An 18,988-nucleotide genomic window follows, 5' to 3' on the forward strand; every position below is an offset into this window, starting at 1 on the left:
CCGCCGTTCTCAGGCGTGGGGGCCGACGGGCGTGTGGGCGGGCGGGGTGACGGGGGCGTGCCGCACGGGCGGTCCGGGCTCGGCCGGGAGCCGGTCGGCCAGGAAGCCGTACGCGCGCCGCAGTTCGGGGTCCTTCAGCGACCGCCACCAGCGGTCGACGCCGTACCAGCCGGGCGCGGCGAGCGCCCCGCCGTGGTGCCGGACCGACAGCCCGGCGGCGAGGACGGCGAACCGGAGCCGTTCCTGAAGGGGCCAGCCGCCGAGCGAGGCCGCGACGAAGCTCGCCCCGAAGACGTCGCCGGCGCCGGTGGCGTCCAGGACGTCGACGTCCAGGGCCGGGACCTCGGCGTACTCGCCGGTGGTCTGGTCGACGGCCACGGCGCCGTCGCCGCCGCGGGTGACGACGGCCACCGGTACCAGCTCGGAGAGCGTGCCGAGCGCGGCGACCGCGCTGTCGGTGCGGGTGTAGGCCATCGCCTCGGTCTCGTTGGGGAGGAAGGCGTGGCACAGCTTCAGCTGGTCGAGGAGGTCGGTGGACCACTCCTGGGTGGGGTCCCAGCCGACGTCGGCGTAGATCCGGGTGCCGTTCGCGGCGGCCTTGGCGAGCCATGCGCGGGGCTCGGCCTCGATGTGCACGAGGGCGGTGCGCGCCTCGGGCGGGTCACCCATCAGGGTGTCCTGCGAGTACGGGGGTGCCTGGCCGTGGGTGACGAGAGCCCGGTCGTGGCCGGTGGCGAGCGAGACGGTGACGGGGGTGGGCCAGCCGTCCGCGGTGCGGGAAAGCGAGAGGTCGATGTCCTCCTGGTCGCACAGGACGTCACGGCAGTACTCGCCGTAGAAGTCGTCGCCGAAGACCGTGGCCAGCGAGGTGCTGAGGCCGAACCGGGACGCGGCCACCGCGAGGTTCGCGATGCCGCCGGGGCCGCAGCCCATCCCGCCCGTCCAGATCTCCTCGCCCGGTGTCGGCGGCTTCCCGAGCCCGGTGAGGACGAGATCGTAGAAGAGCAGCCCGGTCAGGAGCACGTCGGGCCTGTCGTCGTCCACGCGAAACAGCCTCTCGTCAAAACTCGTCATTTTCGATGACCGGAATCGTGCGCTGATCCATGAGATTGGTCAATACCCGAGCAGAACTGAGCATGGATTTGATTGAAGATGACGAGTAGTGTTCACGCCGTGCTGGCAGAACGACGACACCAACTCATCCTGCGGGCCCTGCGCTCCGGCGGGCCCGCGGCTGTGACCGACCTCTCCGAGCAGCTGGGTGTGAGCCCCGCCACGATCAGGCGCGACCTGGTCAAGCTGGAGGAGGACGGCCTGCTCACCCGTGTGCACGGCGGCGCCGTCGTGGAGGAGGGCGACCAGCCCTTCGCCGAGGTCGCCGAGGTGCGGGTGTCCGAGAAGGACGCCATAGCCGAGCGGGCCGCCGCCATGGTCGCCGACGGCCAGTCGGTGCTGCTCGACATCGGCACCACCGCCTTCCGGCTCGCCCGCCAGCTGCACGGCCGCCGCCTCACCGTGATCACCAGCAATCTGGTGGTCTACGAGGAGCTCGCCGACGACGAGGGCATCGAGCTGGTGCTGCTCGGCGGCATGGTCCGCCGCGAGTACCGCTCCCTGGTCGGCTTCCTCACCGAGGACAACCTGCGCCAGCTGCACGCCGACTGGCTCTTCCTCGGCACCAGTGGAGTGCGCCCGGGCGGGCAGGTGATGGACACGACGGTCGTCGAGGTGCCGGTCAAGCGCGCCATGATCAGAGCGAGCGACAAGGTCGTCCTCCTCGCCGACCAGGCGAAGTTCCCGGGCACGGGCATGGCGAAGGTCTGCGGTCCCCAGGACCTGGACGTGGTGGTGACGAACGCCCCGGTCGACCCGGCGACCCGCTCCTCCCTTGAGGAGGCGGGCGTCGAGGTGGTCGTGGCAGGAAAGGTGCAAGGGTGAAGCTGACGATTCTGGGCGGCGGCGGGTTCCGCGTGCCGCTCGTGTACGGGGCCCTGCTGGGCGACCGCGGCGAGGGCAGGGTCACCGAGGTCGTCCTGCACGACCTGGACGCGGGCCGGCTGTCCGCGGTGACCCGGGTCCTCGCCGAGCAGGCCGCGCAGGTCGCCGACGCCCCCGAGGTGACCGCGACGACCGACCTCGACGAGGCCCTGCGCGGCGCCGACTTCGTCTTCTCCGCGATCCGCGTCGGGGGCCTCGAGGGCAGGGCGAACGACGAGCGCGTGGCCCTCGCGGAGGGCGTCCTCGGCCAGGAGACGGTCGGCGCGGGCGGCATCGCCTACGGCCTGCGCACGGTCCCCGTCGCCGTCGACATCGCCCGGCGGGTGGCCCGGCTCGCCCCGGACGCCTGGGTCATCAACTTCACCAACCCGGCCGGCCTGGTCACCGAGGCCATGTCCCGGCACCTGGGCGACCGCGTCATCGGCATCTGCGACTCACCGGTCGGCCTCGGCCGGCGTATCGCCCGGGTGCTCGGCGGGAACCCCAAGGAGGCCTGGATCGACTACGTCGGCCTCAACCACCTCGGCTGGGTCCGCGGCCTGCACATCGCGGGCCGCGACGAGCTGCCCCGGCTGCTCGCCGACCCCGACCTGCTCGGCTCCTTCGAGGAGGGCAAGCTCTTCGGCGTCGACTGGCTCCAGTCCCTCGGTGCGATCCCCAACGAATACCTGCACTACTACTACTTCAACCGCGAGGCCGTCCGCGCCTACCAGCAGGCCGAGAAGACCCGCGGCGCCTTCCTGCGCGACCAGCAGGCCCACTTCTACGAGGAGATGCGCGACCCCGGCGCCCACGCCCTCGCCGCCTGGGACCGCACCCGCGCCGAGCGCGAGGCCACGTACATGGCCGAGAACCGCGAGACCGCCGGTGCCGGTGAACGCGACGCCGACGACCTCTCCGGCGGCTACGAGAAGGTCGCCCTCGCCCTGATGCGGGCCATCGCCCGCGACGAACGCACCACGCTGATCCTCAACGTCCGCAACCGCAGCACCCTCTCGGTGCTCGACTCCGAGGCCGTCATCGAGGTCCCCTGCCTGGTCGACGCCAACGGTGCGCACCCGGTCGCCGTCGCCCCGCTGCCCGAGCACGCCACCGGCCTGGTCTGCGCCGTCAAGGCCGTCGAGCGCGAGGTCCTCGCCGCCGCCGAGTCCGGCTCCCGCACCACGGCCGTGAAGGCCTTCGCGCTGCACCCGCTGGTCGACTCCGTGAACGTGGCCCGACGGCTGGTCGAGGGCTACACGGCCGTACACCCGGGCCTTTCCTACCTGAAGTAAGCTCCGGCGGAAAGCGCTTTCCAGCACCTTGCGCCCTCGCCGCCCTCTCTCTGGAGACCTCTCATGCACGACGAACGCCGCCGGATCGAGGAGCGCGCCGAGCGCCTCCACAACCAGCGCATCAAGACCGCGATCTACGCGGCCACCGTCCCCCTGACGGTCGAGGCCTGGCAGGCGCCGGGCGAGCCGGTCCCCTTCGAGGAGGCCGCGGCCGCGTCCTACGAGCCCTTCGCGATGGGCACCCCGTGGGGCCCGCCCTGGGGCACGACCTGGTTCCGGATGCGCGGGCAGGTGCCCGCCGAGTGGGCCGGCCGGCGTGTGGAGGCCGTCATCGACCTCGGCTTCGTCGGCGACTGGCCGGGCAACCAGGCCGAGGCCCTGGTCCACCTCACCGACGGGACACCGCTGAAGGCGGTCAACCCGCTCAACCAGTACGTGCCGATCGCCAACCCGGCCACGGGCGGCGAGGAGATCGACTACCTGGTGGAGGCGGCCTCGAACCCGGACATCCTGGCGAACAACTTCGCCGAGCCCACGCCCCTCGGTGACGTGCTGACAGCGGGCGACAAGCCGCTGTACACCTTCCAGCGCGCCGACCTCGCCGTCCTCGACGAGGAGGTCTTCCACCTCGACCTGGACTTCCAGGTGCTGCGCGAGCTCATGGTCCACCTCGGCGAGCACGAGCCGCGCCGCCACGAGATCCTGCACGCCCTGGACCGCGCCATGGACGTCCTCGACCTGGACGACGTGGCGGGCAGTGCCGCCGCCGTCCGCGCGGTGCTCGCCCCCGTCCTCGCCAAGCCCGCGCACGCCAGCGCCCACACCGTCTCCGGTGTCGGCCACGCGCACATCGACTCGGCCTGGCTGTGGCCCATCCGCGAGACCAAGCGCAAGACGTCTCGGACCTTCTCCAACGTCACCGCACTCGCCGACGAGTACGACGACTTCATCTTCGCCTGCTCCCAGGCCCAGCAGTACGAGTGGGTGCGCGACAACTACCCCAAGGTCTGGGCGCGCATCCAGGAGTCCGTGAAGAAGGGCCAGTGGGCGCCGGTCGGCGGCATGTGGGTCGAGTCCGACGGCAACCTGCCCGGCGGCGAGGCCATCGCCCGCCAGCTCATCCACGGCAAGCGGTTCTTCATCGAGCACTTCGGCATCGAGACCAAGGGCGTCTGGCTGCCGGACTCCTTCGGCTACAACGCGGCCTACCCCCAGCTCGCCAAGCTCGCCGGCAACGAGTGGTTCCTCACCCAGAAGATCTCCTGGAACCAGACCAACACGTTCCCCCACCACACCTTCTGGTGGGAGGGCATCGACGGCACCCGCATCTTCACCCACTTCCCGCCGGTCGACACCTACAACGCCCGCTTCAGCGGCGAGGAGATGGACCGCGCGGTCCGCAACTACGCCGAGAAGGGCGCCGGAACGCGCTCCCTGGCCCCCTTCGGCTGGGGCGACGGCGGCGGCGGCCCCACCCGCGAGATCATGGAACGCGCCCGCAGGCTCGCCGACCTGGAGGGCTCGCCCAAGGTCGTCGTCGAGCACCCGGACGACTTCTTCGCCAAGGCCCGCGAGGAGTACCCGGACGCCCCGGTCTGGAACGGCGAGCTCTACCTGGAGCTGCACCGCGCCACCTACACCTCCCAGGCCCGCACCAAGCAGGGCAACCGCCGCTCCGAACACCGCCTGCGCGAGGCCGAGCTGTGGGCGACCACGGCCGCACTGCACGCGCCGGGCTACTCCTACCCGTACGAGAAGCTGGACCGGCTGTGGAAGACGGTCCTGCTCCACCAGTTCCACGACATCCTGCCGGGCTCGTCGATCGCCTGGGTGCACCGCGAGGCGGAGGCCGAATATGCCCGGGTGGCAACGGAGTTGGAGGAGCTGACGGCCGAGGCGATCGCCGCGCTCGGGGGTGGCACGGCGCGGGTCTTCAACACCAGCCCCTTCGACCGGGCCGAGGTCGTGCGTACGGCCGAGGGCGCCCCGGCGTATGTCGAGGTGCCCGCGAGCGGCAGCGCTCCGCTTACGGCCGCCGAGCCGCCGCAGCCCGTGACGGTGGCCGGACGGGTCCTCGACAACGGCCTGGTCCGCGTCGAGGTGGCCGAGGACGGCACCCTGGCGTCCGTACGGGACCTGCGGGCCGGCCGCGAGGTCCTCGCCGACCGGGGCAACCTGCTGCGCCTGCACACCGACCTCCCGAACTACTGGGACGCCTGGGACATCGACAAGCACTACAAGAACCGCTACACGGACCTGCTGGACGCCGACTCGGTCACCGTCGTCGAGGAGGACCCGCTGCTCGGCGCGATCCGAGTCGAGCGCAGCTTCGGCAAGGGCTCCAGGCTCACCCAGACGATCACCCTGCGCGCCGGCAGCCCCCGCATCGACTTCGAGACGGACATCGACTGGCACGAGGCCGAGAAGATCCTCAAGGCGGGCTTCCCGGTCGACATCCGCGCCCCGCACTCCTCCGCGGAGATCCAGTTCGGCCACATCCAGCGGCCCACGCACACCAACACCAGCTGGGAGGCGGCCCGTTTCGAGGTCTCCGGACACCGCTGGGTGCACATCGCCGAGCCCGGCTACGGCGTCGCGGTCATCAACGACTCGACCTACGGCCACGACGTCTCCCGCACGGTCCGCGAGGACGGTGGTACGACGACCCGCGTCAGCCTCAGCCTGGTCCGCGCCCCGCGCATCCCGGACCCGGAGGCCGACCAGGGCCGCCACCGCTTCGTCTACTCCCTGCTGCCCGGCGCGAGCATCGAGGACGCGGTCGCGGAGGGCTACGCCCTCAACCTCCCCCTCCGGGTGGCCGATTCGGCGGGTGCGCCGGAGCCGGTCGTCTCGGTGGACGGCGAGGGCGTGACGGTCGAGGCCGTGAAGCTGGCCGACGACGAGTCCGGCGACGTGGTCGTCCGGCTCTACGAGTCCCGCGGCGGCCGCGCCCAGGGCGTCCTGCGCACCGGCTTCCCGCTGGCCGGCGCCCAGGTCACCGACCTGCTGGAGCGCCCGCTGGAGGACGCGGAGCTCGTCGAGGGAGCCGTCCCGGTGACGCTGCGCCCCTTCCAGATCCTGACCCTCCGGCTGCGGAGGGGCTGACGCATGGCCATGCAACCCTGGTTCACCGACGCCAAGTTGGGGATCTTCATCCACTGGGGCATCTACGCCGTCGACGGCGTCCAGGAGTCCTGGTCGTTCTACGACGACATCGTGCCGCACGACCGGTACATGTCCCAGTTGGAGCGCTTCACCGGCGCCAAGTACGACCCGAAGGCCTGGGCGGACCTGTTCGCCCGGGCGGGCGCCAAGTACGCGGTCCTGACGTCACGTCACCACGACGGCGTGGCCCTGTGGGACACGGAGTACGGCAACCTCAACCTCGGCAAGGACTACCTCGGCCCCTACGCCGAGGCCCTGCGGGAGAAGGACCTCAAGGTCGGCTTCTACTACTCCCACTCCGACTGGAACCACCCCGACTACGCGTCCACCCGCAAGCCGGGCCGCCCGCCGGAACAGGAGGACAACCGTTACTCGGAGGTCGCCGCCGAGGACGAGGACCTGGACGCCTGGGAGCGTTTCATCGCCTATCGGGACGGTCAGATCCGCGAACTGGCCTCCCGCTACCGGCCCGACCTGATGTGGTTCGACGGCGAGTGGGACCGCAGCGAGGAGCAGTGGCGCATCCCGGAGTTGGCCGCGCTGATCCGCTCGTACGTCCCCGATGTCGTCTTCAACGCCCGCATGCTCAGCGAGGGCGACTACGCGACGCCGGAGCAGGGCGCCCCCATCGTGCCGCCGGACGGCCCCTGGGAGCTCTGCCTGACGATCAACGACTCGTGGGGGTACCAGCACCACGACCACAACCACAAGTCGCTCGCCCAGCTGATCCGCTACTTCACGGAGACGATCGGCGGCGGCGGGAATCTGCTTCTGGACGTCGGCCCGATGGAGGACGGCACCATCCCGCAGCCGCAGGTCGAACGGCTGGAGGGCCTGGGGGAGTGGATCCGCAAGCACGCGGATGCCGTGTACGGAACGGTCCGCGGGCTGCCCGCCGGGCACCACTACGGCCCCAGCACCCTCTCCGCCGACCGCCGCACCCTCTACCTCACTCTGTTCGACATCCCCCGCGCCGACATCGGCGTCCGCGGTCTGGCCACGAAGGTCCGCAAGGTCAGCGTGGTGGGCACCGGCACCGAGCTCGGTCACCGGGTGGTCGGCGGTCTGCACGACGCGGTGGGCGTGCTGTGGATCGACCCGCCGGCACAGGCGGATCTGGACCCCTACGCGACCGTGCTCGCCGTCGAGCTGGAGGGCGAGCTGGAGCTGTACCGGGGCTCGGGCCGCTTCTGAGACCCGCTCACATATAGCCGTCCCGGTTCTCGTCGCGCTGCTTCCGGGCTTCCCGCCGTCCTTGTACGAGTTCGGTCAGGGGAGCCCGGAGCGCGAAGATGCCGACGAGGGCGCCGGAGATGCCCGCCGCCGTGTACAGCCAGTTCCGCATCGAGGTGAAGCGGTGCGACCAGGTGTTGTACACCTTCAGATGGACCTTGATCGGTGGGCTGAGGGTCTCCAGGGCACGGCTCGTCTCACCCTGGTAGGTGATGACGGTGAGAGCGAGGTCGTAGTCGCCAGGCTCGTCGGCCGACACGCTCCACTGCCACTGGGCGTTCTCGCCCGGCGCCCCGATGGCCTGCCTCTGCGGGCCGTGCAACACCGTCTTCACCTCCGGGCCGTCCGCCGACAGCCCGGCGCCCTGCCATCCGCCCACCCGGAAGACCCGGGTCTCCAGGGCGGCCTGCGCGGCGCGGCGCGCCGACTTCTCGCCGCGCGCGGTGAGGACGACGGCGTAGGTCAGACGTCCACCGACGGACATCGAGACGTCCGGGGTGTAGGTGAGGGACCCGTCGAAGAGGTGTTTGCGGTCGTTGCGGATCGACGCCTCCAAGGCGGCCTGACTCAGCCCCGCCCCCGAGCCCGACTCGCCGGGCACCCCGCAGGCGGCGAGGCCGAGCGTGAGGAGGAGCAACAGACACCAGGCGGCTGCGATCCTCGTCCTCACGCCTGCGCCGCCCCCGATTCCCGTCACGTCGAACCACGGGAAGGCCCCCGCGGCGGGACAAGATTCTTCCCGCCGCGGGGGCCCGGGCGCCAGCCCTTCTTCCGGCCTCCTCCCTTGCTCCTCAGCCGGTGAACCCGGCCGTGATCGAGGTGAACTGCCAGTTGTTCTGGCTGATGCCGGAGCAGTTGCTCACCACGCCGCCGCCGGGGCACGGACGGTCGCGGTTGACCGACCAGAAGGCGAGCCGGGCGATGTGGTGGCTGTTCGCCCAGTCCTTGATCTGGGTCCAGATCGCCGGAGTGGTGGTCTCCTGCTGGTCGGACAGGCCGTTCATGCCCGAGATCCCGATGTGGGAGTAGGCGGTGGCGTCGTCCCAGCCGAACGTCGACTTCAGCTTGGCCTTCAGGCCCTCCGCCGCGTTCACGGTGTTGCCGTACATGTCGGAGCCGCCGCCGAAGTCGAACGGCATGATGGTGAAGACGTCGATGTCGGCGCCCAGCGACTGCGCCTGCTCGATGAGCCGGTTGCCGTAGTACGTCGGGCCGGTCGTCGAGGTGCCGAAGGTGACGATGGTCTTCAGGCCGGGGTTGTTGGCCTTGACCGTCTTCAGGGCGGTGAGGATCTTCGCCTGGACGGCCTCGTTCTCGAACTCGTCGGAGTTCTCGATGTCCATGTCGATCGCCTTGAGCGAGTAGGCGTCGATCACCTTCTGCAGGGCCCCGGCGAGCGCGCTCGCGGAGGAGCAGTTGGCGCCGAGCTTGCTGCCCTGCCAGCCGCCGAACGACGGCACGATGTCACCGCCGGCCGAGCGGACGGCGTTGATCGCGGACTGGTCGGCGCCTCCGGTCAGCGGCCGGCTGCCGTCCCAGGCCGGGGTGCAGCCGCCGGAGTCCAGCACGAAGGCCATGGTGAACCACTTGATGCCGGTCGCGCTCATCACCGTCGACGGGTTCGGCGGGTCGCCCCAGCCCTCGTACAGATAGGGCGCGGCCTGCTTGAACCCGGTGCCGCCACCGCCGCCCGCATCCGTGGTGACGGAGACGGCGTTGGAGGCCCCGGAGGTGTTCCCGGCCGCGTCCCGCGCCTTGACGGTGAAGGTGTACGACGTGCTCGGCGAGAGCCCGCTGACCGTGGCGGTCGTACCGGAGACGCTGAGCACGTTGTTGGAGCCGCTGTAGATGTCGTACGCCGTGACGCCGACGTTGTCCGTCGAGGCGTTCCACTGCAGCGACACGCTCGACGAGGTCCTGCCGGTGGAGGTCAGCCCGGTCGGCGCGGTCGGCGCCTGGGTGTCCGAACCGCCGCCACCGCCGCCGGGGCCGTCGAGACTGATGTCGTCGGCGTAGTAGGTGCCCTGGGCGTACCAGCCGTGGACGTAGATCGTGGCGCTGGTCTGCGAGGCACCCGTGGTGAACGAGACGGACAGCTGGCTGTACGCCGACGGGGAGGTCGTCCAGTTCGACGCACCGCCGGTCACGCCCAGGTAGACGTAACTGCCACGCACCCAACCGGTGAGGCTGTACGTCGTGTTGGGCTGTACGGAGACGGTCTGGGTGCACTGAGCGTTGTCGCTGTCGGTCACCGCCCCCTGCAGGGCCTTGGAGCCGCCGTGCACGGGGGAGGAGACGACCGAACCGAGGTTGCCGGTGCAGGTCCAGGGGGAGAGGCTGCCCGACTCGAAGCCGGGATTGGTCAGGATGTTGGCCGCTTGGGCCGTACCGGGAAGAGCGATGGCTCCGGCGAGCGCGAGAGCAGCGGAGCCGAGCAGAGCAAGAAGCCGACGTCTGTGACGTCCGAGTGTGTTGCGCACGCGATCTCCCAGGAGGAATGGGGGTGTTCGGGAGTGCACGGGATGCAGAGAACTGCGCAACACAAGTTGGTATGGACCAATCCCGCTGTCAATACCTGACGCGGAATTGGTCCATACCGGTGAGCTTCTTCAGAGGCGCGGGCCTAGAGCGGCAGGACCTGAGCCGAGACCTCGACGGAGTCGACCGGTGCAAGTACGGCCGGCAGCAGGGGCTCGGACTCGTGGGCGCGCTGCTGCGGCAGCGACACCGGTCGGAGCTGCCGCGGCCCCGACACCACCGTGTAGTCCTGCCCCAGGAACGGCGGAGCCATCTCGCCCGGGTCCTCGCCGAGAGCCAACTGCACAGCCGCCCAAGGGGCGTTGACCCCGCACAGCGACAGCTGGTGCAATCCGCCCGCGGGCCGCGTGTTGACGTCCATCAACACCGGCTCGTCGCCGAACATCCGGAACTGGATGTTGGACAGATAGTGCAGCCCGAACCCCTCCGCGATCCGCCGCGCCGGCTCCAGCCACTGTTCGTGCAGCGTGAACCCGCGCCGCCGCCCGTTCTTGGTGCGCCCGATCGCCAGCCGCACCCGGTTGTCCGGACCGGTGAGGCAGTCCACCGACACCTCCGGCTGCTCCAGACGCGGCATCACCAGCCAGTCGACGGGCTCGTCGGCCTGCCGCAGCGCCTCCACGACCAGATCCAGCGGCACATGCGGGCCCGGGAAGCCGTTGAGGTGAACGAGCGAGAAGGGGGCGCGCGTGATCACACGGAAGCCCACGCCGCCCGCGCCGGACGCCGGCTTGAAGCACGCCTTGTGCCCGCCCGCCTCCAACTCCTCCACAGCGGCGACGAGTTCAGCAGCGGTCCGTACCCGCCACCACGGCGGCACCGGCACCCCGATCGCCTGCACCGCCTCGTACGCGATCACCTTGTCGTGGAAGACGGCCACCGCCTCCGGAGGCGGCGCCAGCAGCGCCGTACCGACCGCCTCGAAGTCGGCGCGGTGCGCCACGATCGCCGCCTGCTGCAGCCGGGGCACGAACACGTCGATGCCGCGCCGCTGGCACTGGTCGAGGGCGTACTCGACGTACGCGGCCGGGGACAGGCCCTCCGGCTCCAGATCGGCGGTGTCGGCGGCGGCCAGCACGGGGGAGTCCGCGTCCCCGTGCGTCGCATGGATCTCGACGGCGCGATCGCTGGGATTTCGCCGCAGCTGATCCATGAAGAACACGTTCTCCGCGTACGTGCGGTTGAGCCAGACGCGTACGCGAGAGACCATGCAGGGCCGTCCTTTCACGGTTCGCGGGCACGGCTGAGCAGCCCGTGCCCGGGCAGGGGAGATGGAGGGTCACCAAACCGCCCTTGAATGAAGGGAAGTTCCCGGCGGTGGTGTTGGGGCGATCATACGGCTTCCCGGAGGCCGCGCGTGCAACGTACGTGTTACGGATTCAACGATCTTGCCGCCTTGTCGGTGAGCCGGGAAATGTGTTCTCGTGGTCCCATTCGTGAGTCCGCGGATGCGCTGCGTGTACGGAGGGGGCGACAGGTGACGTCGACGGCCGGTGGTGCCGGACAACTGCTGGCCATCAGCGACCTGCACATCGGATACGCCGAGAACCGCGCCCTGGTCGAGGCGATGCGCCCCGAGTCGGACGAGGACTGGCTGCTGGTGGCCGGCGACGTCTCGGAGAACGTGGCCGACATCCGCTGGGCCCTGAAGACGCTCGCGAGCCGTTTTCGCAAGGTGATCTGGGCGCCGGGCAACCATGAGCTGTGGACCCATCCGAAGGACCCCGTCACCCTGCGCGGCGTCGCCCGCTACGAGCACCTCGTCGCCATGTGCCGCGAACTCGGCGTGACCACCCCCGAGGACCCCTACCCGGTGTGGGAGGGCCAGGGCGGCCCGGTGGCCGTCGCACCGCTCTTCCTCCTCTACGACTACTCGTTCCTGCCGGCTGGCTGCACCACCAAGGAGCAGGGCCTCAAGTACGCGCACGGCACCGGCATCGTGTGCAACGACGAGTTCCTGCTGCACCCCGACCCCTATCCGAGCCGCGAGGCCTGGTGCCGGGCCCGGGTCGCCGAGACCGAGGGCAGGCTCGCCGCCCTCCCCGCCGATCTGCCGACCGTCCTGGTCAACCACTACCCGCTGGACCGGCACCCCTGCGACGTCCTGTGGCACCCGGAGTTCGCCATGTGGTGCGGCACCGAACTGACCGCCGACTGGCACCGCCGCTTCCGCGTCGAGACCATGGTGTACGGGCACCTCCACATCCCGCGGACCACCTGGCACGAGGGTGTCCGCTTCGAGGAGGTGTCCGTCGGCTATCCCCGCGAATGGCGCAAGCGGCCGCAGCCGCCGGGGAGACTGCGACGCGTGCTGCCCAAGGAGGCCGGAGTCCGGTGATCGAGGAACTGCTGCCGGACGACGTGGTGGCCGTGGAGGCTCACGGCGACGACGGGAGCGAGCCCGCACCGCTGTACCCCGAGGAGGCGGCGGCCGTCGCGCAGGCCGTCTACAAGCGCCGCCGCGAGTTCGCCCTCGTACGGGCCTGCGCGCGCCGCGCCATGGAGAAGCTCGGCGTGCCCGCGCAGCCCCTGCTGCCCGGCGAACGCGGGGCACCGGGCTGGCCGCCCGGCCTGGTCGGCAGCATGACCCACTGCGACGGCTACTGCGCTGCCGCCCTGGTCCGCGCCACCGACCTGGCCTCCGTCGGCATCGACGCCGAACCCCACCGGCCGCTCCCGGAGGGCGTCCTGGACGCCGTGTCCCTGCCCGCCGAGGCGGGCAGGCTGCGCCGCCTGGCCGTGCGGCATCCCGAGGTCCACTGGGACCGGCTGCTGTTCAGCGCCAAGGAATCGGTCTACAAGGCGTGGTTCCCCCTCACCGGACTGTGGCTGGAGTTCACCGAGGCCGACATCGAGGTCTTCGTCGACCCCGACGAGCGGCTGCACGGCGGCTTCCGCGCCGAACTCCTCGTCCCCGGTCCGCTGGTCGGCGGCCGTCGGCTCGGGCACTTCGAGGGCCGGTGGACCGTCCAGCGGGGGCTGGTGGCGACGGCGATCGCGGTGCCGCACGCCCGCTGAGTCCCTGCCTGGCGGCCGCGGGCTGTCGGGGCTTCGGGTGTCGGCTCTGGCGGGGCTGGTGGTGACGGCGATCGCGGTGCCGCACACCCGCTGAGTCCCTGCCTGGCGGCCGCGGGCTGTCGGGGCTTCGGGTGTCGGCTCTGGCGGGGGCTGGTGGCGACGGCGATCGCGGTGCCGCACGCCCGCTGAGTCCCTGCCTGGCGGTCGCGGGCTGTCGGGGCTTCGGGTGTCGGCTCTGGCGGGGGCTGGTGGCGACGGTGATCGCGGTGCCGCACAGCCGCTGAGTCCCTGCCTGGCGGCCGCGGGCTGTCGGGGCTTCGGGTGTCGGCTCTGGCGGGGGCTGGTGGCGACGGTGATCGCGGTGCCGCACACCCGCTGAGCCCCCGCCCGGCGGCCGCCGGCCGTCAGGGCTCCGGGCACCAGCTCTGCAGCAGTCGGAAGAACTCCTCCTCGTTCCCCGCCAGTCCCGCGGCCGCCAGTGCCTGCTCCGCCTCGGCGAGCACGGCGGGCGGTACGACGGGTGGTCGCGGGGAGCCGGGGGGACCGTCGAACGCGGCTCGTACGGTGTGCAAGAGCCGCAGGTAGGCCTGTACGGCGGTGCGCTCGCGGTCGGTCAGTACGGCAGTGGGCATCGGTCGGCTCTCCCCGCGTCGGCGTCGTCGGTCGCACCCCGCACAAGGGGGCGCGACTCCAGCTTGCCGCCCGCCACTGACAATGGGGTCCGGGCACCTGTCGGTTCGCCCGCTTAGCGGAGGCGAAACGTCCTCGAAATCCCTTGTGGGAAAGCAGTTCTACGCTGGAGGACAAGGGCTTTCGGCCGCTTTCGCGCGGCCCTGGAAAGGGGAGGCGAGTGCGTGGTCGACGTCCCACGACGGCGCCCGGTGCGCGCCGTACGACTGCGCCCGGTGGGCGACGCAGAACTCGAGTTGCAGTACCGCGTGGTGCACGGATACCGGCGCGCCTTCCGCATGGCGGGCGAGGGCCCGGCGCTGGTGCTCATCCACGGCATCGGCGACTCCTCCGCGACCTGGGCCGAGTTGATCCCCGACCTGGCCCGCACGCACACCGTGATCGCGCCCGACCTGCTCGGCCACGGCGCTTCCGACAAACCGCGCGCCGACTACTCGGTGGCCGCGTACGCGAACGGCGTGCGGGACCTGCTCACCACGCTCGGCATCGAGTCGGCGACGCTGGTCGGGCACTCGCTGGGCGGGGGCGTGGCCATGCAGTTCGCCTACCAGTTCCCCGAGCGCACCGAGCGGCTCATCCTGGTGAGCGCGGGCGGGGTGGGACGCGAGGTCAATCCCGTGCTGCGGCTGGTCTCCCTGCCCGGCGCCCATCTGATGCTGTCGACGCTGCGGTTGCCGGGGATGCGGCTGCAAGTGGGGCTGGCGGTGCGTCTGATGAAGCTCCTGGACACCGATCTCGGCCAGGACGCACCCGAACTGCTCACCCTCGTCGACGCCCTGCCGGACGAGACCTCCCGCAACGCGTTCATCCGCACCCTGCGCGCGGTCGTCGACTGGCGCGGCCAGGTCGTCACCATGCTCGACCGGTGTTATCTCACCGAGGGCATGCCCACCATGCTGCTGTGGGGCGACCGGGACAGCGTGGTGCCGGTGCGGCACGCGTACGGGGCGCACGAGGCGATGCCGGGCAGCCGTCTGGAGATCTTCGAACAGGCGGGCCATTTCCCGTTTCACAGCGACCCCGCGCGGTTCGTGTCCCTGGTCGAGGAGTTCACGTCGACCACGCATCCGGCCGACTGGAGCCGGGAACACTGGCGCGAACTCCTCGTCGGGGGGCGGCCGGGCAGCACCGCAGGCCGGCCGGACACGGCCCGCAACCGTAAGGTGGAACGGGATCTGAGGGAGGCGAGCGAACGCAGTGCAACGTGACATGCCACCGCGGTACTCGCCCGAAGGGACACCCCTGGGGCGCACCGCGGACGACCTCAGGTTCAGCACCGGCTACTCCACCAGGACTCCCCGTGCCCGCAAGCTGTGGTGGCGCATCAGGGGCGTGCTGCGCCGGCCGGTGAAGAACAGCACGCAGAGCCGGTGATGCGCGCACCCGTGCCGTTCGTCCGCCGCTAGCCCTGCGGCCCCAGATACCCGAGCGACGCCTCGATCCGCCCCGCCAGATGATCGCGTTGCACCGGCCCCCGCACCCCCGAACCCGCCAGCCACGTACGGCATCTGCTGGCCAGCAGCAGGCCGAAGGACTCGGCCTCCCGCTCCTCGGCGAGGTCGAAACGGCTGCGGGCGGCCACCGTGCGGACGGTGTCCCGCAGGTCCGCGTCGTCGCTGAGCAGCCGGGCCGCGACCCGGGCGCCCTCGACGTGATGGCCGCAGTGGCCGGCCTTCATGTGCCACAGCTCGTGTCCGAGAATCACCAACTGGTGGTCCGGCGCGGTCCGTTCCTCGATCACGACGAGGTCCTGGTCGGTCATGTCGAGCCACAGCCCGCTCGCCGTGCCGGTCGGGAAGGCGGCCGTGCGGAAGTGCACCGGCCGGCCGCGCCGTCTGCTCATCGCCTCGCACAGCGCGCCGTACAGGTCCTCGGGCGGCGCCGGTGCGGCAAGGGTGAGCTCCGCGACCAGCTCGCCGCACAGGCGGCGCATGTCCCTTCCGATGCCCACAGCTCTCCCCAGGCTCACGACTCGGGCCGCTTGACGCTCTCCAGGAGCATGTCCAGCCACTCCGCGACCTTGTCGCGGTGCTGGTCGGTGGGCAGTTGTGCGGCCCGCCAGGCGATTCCGCGGACGCCGTGGTCCTGCAGCAGCCGCTCCAGCGGGTCGTCGGCGGCCGCGGCCGCCTCCCGCTCGGCGAGCTTGTGCAGCAGTTCCTGCTCCGTGCCCTGCAGGGCGCCCGTGAGGGCCTCGGGGTCCTCGGCCGTGAGGAATCCGGCGTGCACCCGGAAGAAGCGCTGGATGGCGTCGCAGTGCTCCATGGTGGGCCGCCGGTCGCCGTTGATCAGCGCGCCCGCCTGCTGGCGCGACATGCCCGCACCGTCGGCGATCTCCTGCTGGGTGTACTTGCGACCGTTGGGCTTGAGCCGGGTGCGCCGCAGCAGATCGAGCCGTTGCAGAAACCGCTCCTGCACATCGGGCTCGCCCGCGGGACGGCCGCTCAGCAGGGCTCTGACCACGGGCTCGGGAACCCCCGAGGCGGCGGACAGGCGCCCGGTGTCGAAGACCTCCGCGTGCGGCACGCCGAGCCGGTCGGCGAGCGCGGTGACGCGGGCGACGACGGCCGGCAGTGCAGCGGTCGTGGCCGTGGTGCCCGGACTCTCGAAGCCATCCGTCACCGACAGATCTCCTACGTTTCTCACAGGCTTCTCACAAGCGGTTGCCGTGAACCCGACGGAGATTACCGGGTAGTTCGAACTCACATCCAGGTGTCGCCACAACTGTGGCCAAATTCAGCCGTCAACAAGCATGAAATGCCACGATAGTTGACACGACTCGACCCGGGGCCGCAGGATCAAGGCGCCGCGTGAAGGCCGCAGAGGCAAGAGGGGTGACCTCCCGATGGCATATCAGGCAGGAGGGCAGCGTCCGGCACCGCGGCCCGTCCCCGAGAGTCTCGAGGCCCAGGCGTATCTGCAGGACTACGCCACCCTCCTGGAGGCCGTTCCGTTTCCGTCCGTCGTCCTCGACCACCGCTGGGACGTCGTTCTGTCCAACAATGCTTTCGCGTCACTTTTCCGTGAGGTGAGCCCGCATCCGACGGCGATGCCCGGCGACAACTTCCTCAGATTCGTGCTGTTCCACCCCGATGCGGGCACGGTCCTGGGCGAGCACGAGTCCAGCTGGTGCCTGCCGATGCTCGCGCGCTTCGCGGCCGCCGTCGAGCGCTACGGCCACGACCACGGACTGCAGTCCATCCGCCGCGACATCGCCCAGGACCCGATCATGGAGGCCGCCTACCGGCAGGGCCTGCCGCACTGGATCCGCGCGGTCGGCGAACAGGCCGTGGCGCACGACGGCGCCGTACGCCCCCTGACGCACCCCGATCCGCGCTGGGGCGCCACCGACTGCCGTGTGGTGGACGAGACCCCGAGGACGCTGCAGGACATGGGGTACACACGGATGACGCTGGTACTGCGGGAGACCCGACCCGCCCGCCCCAGAGCCCGCAAGCCCCGGCACACGGCGGCGCACCTGAGGGTGGTACCGGCCCCCGAGGCCTGACCGCCACCGGGATCAGCGCGGGGAGACGACCAGCACGAGGGGGATGTCCCGGCAGGGGACCAGCCGCAGTCCGCGAAACCGTCCGGGCCGCGCCCGCCGCAGCACGGCGGCGAAATCCGGCCCCTTCGTGAGGGACCCGGCGAGATGGGCGGGGTCGGCGGAGGCGGTCACCCGCCCGCGGGCGTTCACCAGATGGGCCGGCCCGGGCAGTCGGCGGAGCATCGGCAGCACGGCCGCCTCGAAGTGCCGCAGATACACGTCCGCCGCGGCCACTCCGGCGAACCGTCCCTCCATCTGCACCGGCGCCGACAGCGTGAGGCTGTACTCGTCGGAGCAGAGATAGTCGACATACGGCCCGGCCACCGCACGCTCCCCGGTGTCGCGGGGCAGGGCGAACCAGTCCCAGTGCGTGTAGTCCGCGTACGCCGACTGCTCGGGATCGAGGTCCAGCAGCAGCGGCCGTACATCGCCGTCGGAGCCGCTCTGCCACCACTCCAGCCAGGCCGGTACGTCGGTGAGCAGCCCCGGAGCGGCGACGAAGCCGACGCCGGAGACCAACTCGGTGCGGGCCAGGCGCAGATGGAGACCGGGGCGCAGTGCGGCGAGGTCGACGGTCGCGGGGCGGCGGCTCTCTGCGGCCACCCGGGCCAGCAGCTCCTCGGTGTCGGTGCGGGTGGCGGCCACGGCGTCGAAAACGCTCTCCAGGGCGGAGCGGACCGCTGCCGCGACCTCGGATGCCGTACCGACTGCTGCCGTCGCGAGGCTCATGGGCGCCCTCCAGCGGACCGGGACCGGTCGCGACGCCTACAGGGCCAGGCGCAGGGCGACGAGCCGCGCCGTGGAGTCCTGGACGCACCGCTCGGCCAGTTCCCTGGCCGTTTCACGGTCCCCATCCTGCACGGCCGAGATCACGGAGCGGTGACGGTCCGCCACCTCTTCACGATATTCGTCGTCCCCGAGCACAAGACACAGCAGCGCACCGATCTCGGTCTGCAGCGCGATCTGTTCCCGGGTGAGGCGGGCGGACTGCGCCGCGGCGGCCAGCTCCACATGGAAGCGGCCGTACACACGACTGCGGGCCGCCGCATCGGCCGCCTGCGTCAACTCCTCGGCCGTACGCCTCAGTGGTACGAGATCGTCCGGCTCCGTGCGCTCTGCGGCGAGCCGGGCCGCCGTACCGGACAGGGCCGCCCAGTGGTCGCCGAGGTCGCGCAGCTCCTCGGTGCTCCAGCCGCGCAGCCGCACCTTGAGCCGCTCCTCTCCGGGGACCTCGGGCAGGGAGACGAAGGAGCCGCCGCCGCGACCCCGGCGGGTGGTGACAAGGCCCTGCTGGCGAAGGGCCATCAGCGCCTCGCGCAGGGTCACCGTGGACACGCCGAGCTGCCCGGCCAGCTCGCTCTCGCCCGGCAGCTGCTCACCGTCGGCGAGCAGGCCGAGCTCGATGGCGTCGCCGATCCGCCGGACGACCGCGTCGACCCGCGCCCGGTTGTCCACCGGGCTGAAGACGGCTCTGCGGGCGCCGCCGTCCATCTGCTGCTGCTTCACGGCCACCACCTGGTGCATTGAC

Annotated in this window: 18 protein-coding genes; 9 read left to right on the forward strand and 9 right to left on the reverse strand. The window is 71.2% G+C overall.

Translation table 11 applies throughout. The features are described from left to right. Positions 1–9: 9 nt before the first annotated feature. Positions 10–1,044 (reverse strand): carbohydrate kinase family protein, encoded by a 1,035-nt coding sequence (locus ABD355_RS12200; RefSeq protein WP_344400227.1) that lies wholly within the window; start codon positions 1,042–1,044, stop codon positions 10–12. A gap of 129 nt (positions 1,045–1,173) precedes the next feature. Here ABD355_RS12200 and ABD355_RS12205 point away from each other — a divergent pair, with 129 nt between their 5' ends. From ABD355_RS12205 to ABD355_RS12220, 4 genes are all read left to right on the forward strand, one after another. After that, entirely contained in the window at positions 1,174–1,938 is a 765-nt protein-coding gene (locus ABD355_RS12205; RefSeq protein ID WP_344401188.1) for a DeoR/GlpR family DNA-binding transcription regulator, read from the forward strand. Beyond that, positions 1,935–3,272 carry a 6-phospho-beta-glucosidase gene (locus ABD355_RS12210; RefSeq protein WP_344400228.1) on the forward strand — a complete coding sequence of 446 codons (1,338 nt, stop codon included), beginning with the start codon at positions 1,935–1,937 and terminating at the stop codon, positions 3,270–3,272. Before ABD355_RS12205 ends, ABD355_RS12210 begins: the two co-directional genes overlap by 4 nt. Positions 3,273–3,335: 63 nt before the next feature. Next, positions 3,336–6,377: an alpha-mannosidase gene (locus ABD355_RS12215; protein WP_344400229.1), complete on the forward strand. Its 3,042-nt coding sequence runs from the start codon at positions 3,336–3,338 to the stop codon at positions 6,375–6,377. A 3-nt stretch (positions 6,378–6,380) separates the two neighbouring features. Then, on the forward strand, positions 6,381–7,631 hold the full coding sequence (locus ABD355_RS12220; RefSeq protein WP_344400230.1) for an alpha-L-fucosidase: 1,251 nt from the start codon (positions 6,381–6,383) through the stop codon (positions 7,629–7,631). A gap of 7 nt (positions 7,632–7,638) precedes the next feature. On the opposite strand, the gene ABD355_RS12225 is transcribed toward ABD355_RS12220, so the two are convergent. The 3 genes from ABD355_RS12225 to ABD355_RS12235 all read right to left on the reverse strand — a co-directional run bounded on the left by ABD355_RS12225 (position 7,639) and on the right by ABD355_RS12235 (position 11,418). Continuing rightward, a complete protein-coding gene (locus tag ABD355_RS12225) occupies positions 7,639–8,340 on the reverse strand; it encodes a hypothetical protein (RefSeq protein WP_344400231.1) in 702 nt (233 codons plus the stop codon). A gap of 121 nt (positions 8,341–8,461) precedes the next feature. After that, a complete protein-coding gene (locus ABD355_RS12230) occupies positions 8,462–10,150 on the reverse strand; it encodes a carbohydrate binding domain-containing protein (protein ID WP_344400232.1) in 1,689 nt (562 codons plus the stop codon). A 143-nt stretch (positions 10,151–10,293) separates the two neighbouring features. Then, entirely contained in the window at positions 10,294–11,418 is a 1,125-nt protein-coding gene (locus ABD355_RS12235; RefSeq protein ID WP_344400233.1) for an ATP-grasp domain-containing protein, read from the reverse strand. 267 nt (positions 11,419–11,685) lie between these two features. Here ABD355_RS12235 and ABD355_RS12240 point away from each other — a divergent pair, with 267 nt between their 5' ends. Both ABD355_RS12240 and ABD355_RS12245 read left to right on the forward strand, forming a co-directional pair. Then, positions 11,686–12,546 carry a metallophosphoesterase family protein gene (locus ABD355_RS12240; protein ID WP_344400234.1) on the forward strand — a complete coding sequence of 287 codons (861 nt, stop codon included), beginning with the start codon at positions 11,686–11,688 and terminating at the stop codon, positions 12,544–12,546. Next, positions 12,543–13,226 carry a 4'-phosphopantetheinyl transferase family protein gene (locus ABD355_RS12245; RefSeq protein ID WP_344400235.1) on the forward strand — a complete coding sequence of 228 codons (684 nt, stop codon included), beginning with the start codon at positions 12,543–12,545 and terminating at the stop codon, positions 13,224–13,226. Before ABD355_RS12240 ends, ABD355_RS12245 begins: the two co-directional genes overlap by 4 nt. A gap of 404 nt (positions 13,227–13,630) precedes the next feature. Here ABD355_RS12245 and ABD355_RS12250 read toward each other — a convergent pair whose 3' ends face one another. Beyond that, positions 13,631–13,858, reverse strand: a complete 228-nt coding sequence (locus ABD355_RS12250) for a hypothetical protein (protein WP_099932627.1) — start codon at positions 13,856–13,858, stop codon at positions 13,631–13,633. A 222-nt stretch (positions 13,859–14,080) separates the two neighbouring features. Between ABD355_RS12250 and ABD355_RS12255 the strand changes: the two genes are divergently transcribed. Together ABD355_RS12255 and ABD355_RS12260 are read left to right on the forward strand one after the other, a co-directional pair. Next, the gene (locus tag ABD355_RS12255; protein WP_344400236.1) at positions 14,081–15,124 is read left to right on the forward strand and encodes an alpha/beta fold hydrolase; all 1,044 of its coding nucleotides are present in this window, start codon (positions 14,081–14,083) and stop codon (positions 15,122–15,124) included. After that, entirely contained in the window at positions 15,114–15,290 is a 177-nt protein-coding gene (locus ABD355_RS12260) for a hypothetical protein (protein ID WP_344400237.1), read from the forward strand. Before ABD355_RS12255 ends, ABD355_RS12260 begins: the two co-directional genes overlap by 11 nt. 28 nt (positions 15,291–15,318) lie before the next feature. Here ABD355_RS12260 and ABD355_RS12265 read toward each other — a convergent pair whose 3' ends face one another. Further along, on the reverse strand, positions 15,319–15,849 hold the full coding sequence (locus ABD355_RS12265; RefSeq protein ID WP_344401189.1) for a toxin-antitoxin system, toxin component: 531 nt from the start codon (positions 15,847–15,849) through the stop codon (positions 15,319–15,321). A 32-nt stretch (positions 15,850–15,881) separates the two neighbouring features. Further along, positions 15,882–16,535, reverse strand: a complete 654-nt coding sequence (locus ABD355_RS12270; protein ID WP_344400238.1) for a helix-turn-helix domain-containing protein — start codon at positions 16,533–16,535, stop codon at positions 15,882–15,884. 223 nt (positions 16,536–16,758) lie between these two features. Here ABD355_RS12270 and ABD355_RS12275 point away from each other — a divergent pair, with 223 nt between their 5' ends. After that, positions 16,759–17,421 carry an MmyB family transcriptional regulator gene (locus ABD355_RS12275; RefSeq protein ID WP_344400239.1) on the forward strand — a complete coding sequence of 221 codons (663 nt, stop codon included), beginning with the start codon at positions 16,759–16,761 and terminating at the stop codon, positions 17,419–17,421. Between the two features lie 12 nt (positions 17,422–17,433). Here ABD355_RS12275 and ABD355_RS12280 read toward each other — a convergent pair whose 3' ends face one another. Beyond that, positions 17,434–18,189, reverse strand: coding sequence for a cache domain-containing protein (locus tag ABD355_RS12280; RefSeq protein ID WP_344400240.1), 756 nt, complete (start codon positions 18,187–18,189; stop codon positions 17,434–17,436). Positions 18,190–18,225: 36 nt separating this feature from the next. Further along, positions 18,226–18,984 carry a FadR/GntR family transcriptional regulator gene (locus ABD355_RS12285; RefSeq protein ID WP_344400241.1) on the reverse strand — a complete coding sequence of 253 codons (759 nt, stop codon included), beginning with the start codon at positions 18,982–18,984 and terminating at the stop codon, positions 18,226–18,228. Between the last annotated feature and the right edge of the window lie 4 nt (positions 18,985–18,988).

The sequence above is a fragment of the Streptomyces longisporus genome (genome assembly GCF_039532765.1).
In the GTDB taxonomy this organism is placed as follows: Bacteria; Actinomycetota; Actinomycetes; order Streptomycetales; family Streptomycetaceae; genus Streptomyces; species Streptomyces longisporus.

Excerpts from the sequence above, each read along its gene's own strand:
- ABD355_RS12235 (WP_344400233.1), bottom strand. The coding sequence starts at position 11,418 with ATGGTCTCTCGCGTACGCGTCTGGCTCAACCGCACGTACGCGGAGAAC.
- ABD355_RS12285 (WP_344400241.1), bottom strand. The coding sequence starts at position 18,984 with ATGCACCAGGTGGTGGCCGTGAAGCAGCAGCAGATGGACGGCGGCGCC.
- ABD355_RS12280 (WP_344400240.1), bottom strand. The coding sequence starts at position 18,189 with ATGAGCCTCGCGACGGCAGCAGTCGGTACGGCATCCGAGGTCGCGGCA.
- ABD355_RS12265 (WP_344401189.1), bottom strand. The coding sequence starts at position 15,849 with ATGCGCCGCCTGTGCGGCGAGCTGGTCGCGGAGCTCACCCTTGCCGCA.
- ABD355_RS12250 (WP_099932627.1), bottom strand. The coding sequence starts at position 13,858 with ATGCCCACTGCCGTACTGACCGACCGCGAGCGCACCGCCGTACAGGCC.
- ABD355_RS12220 (WP_344400230.1), top strand. The coding sequence starts at position 6,381 with ATGGCCATGCAACCCTGGTTCACCGACGCCAAGTTGGGGATCTTCATC.
- ABD355_RS12215 (WP_344400229.1), top strand. The coding sequence starts at position 3,336 with ATGCACGACGAACGCCGCCGGATCGAGGAGCGCGCCGAGCGCCTCCAC.
- ABD355_RS12275 (WP_344400239.1), top strand. The coding sequence starts at position 16,759 with ATGGCATATCAGGCAGGAGGGCAGCGTCCGGCACCGCGGCCCGTCCCC.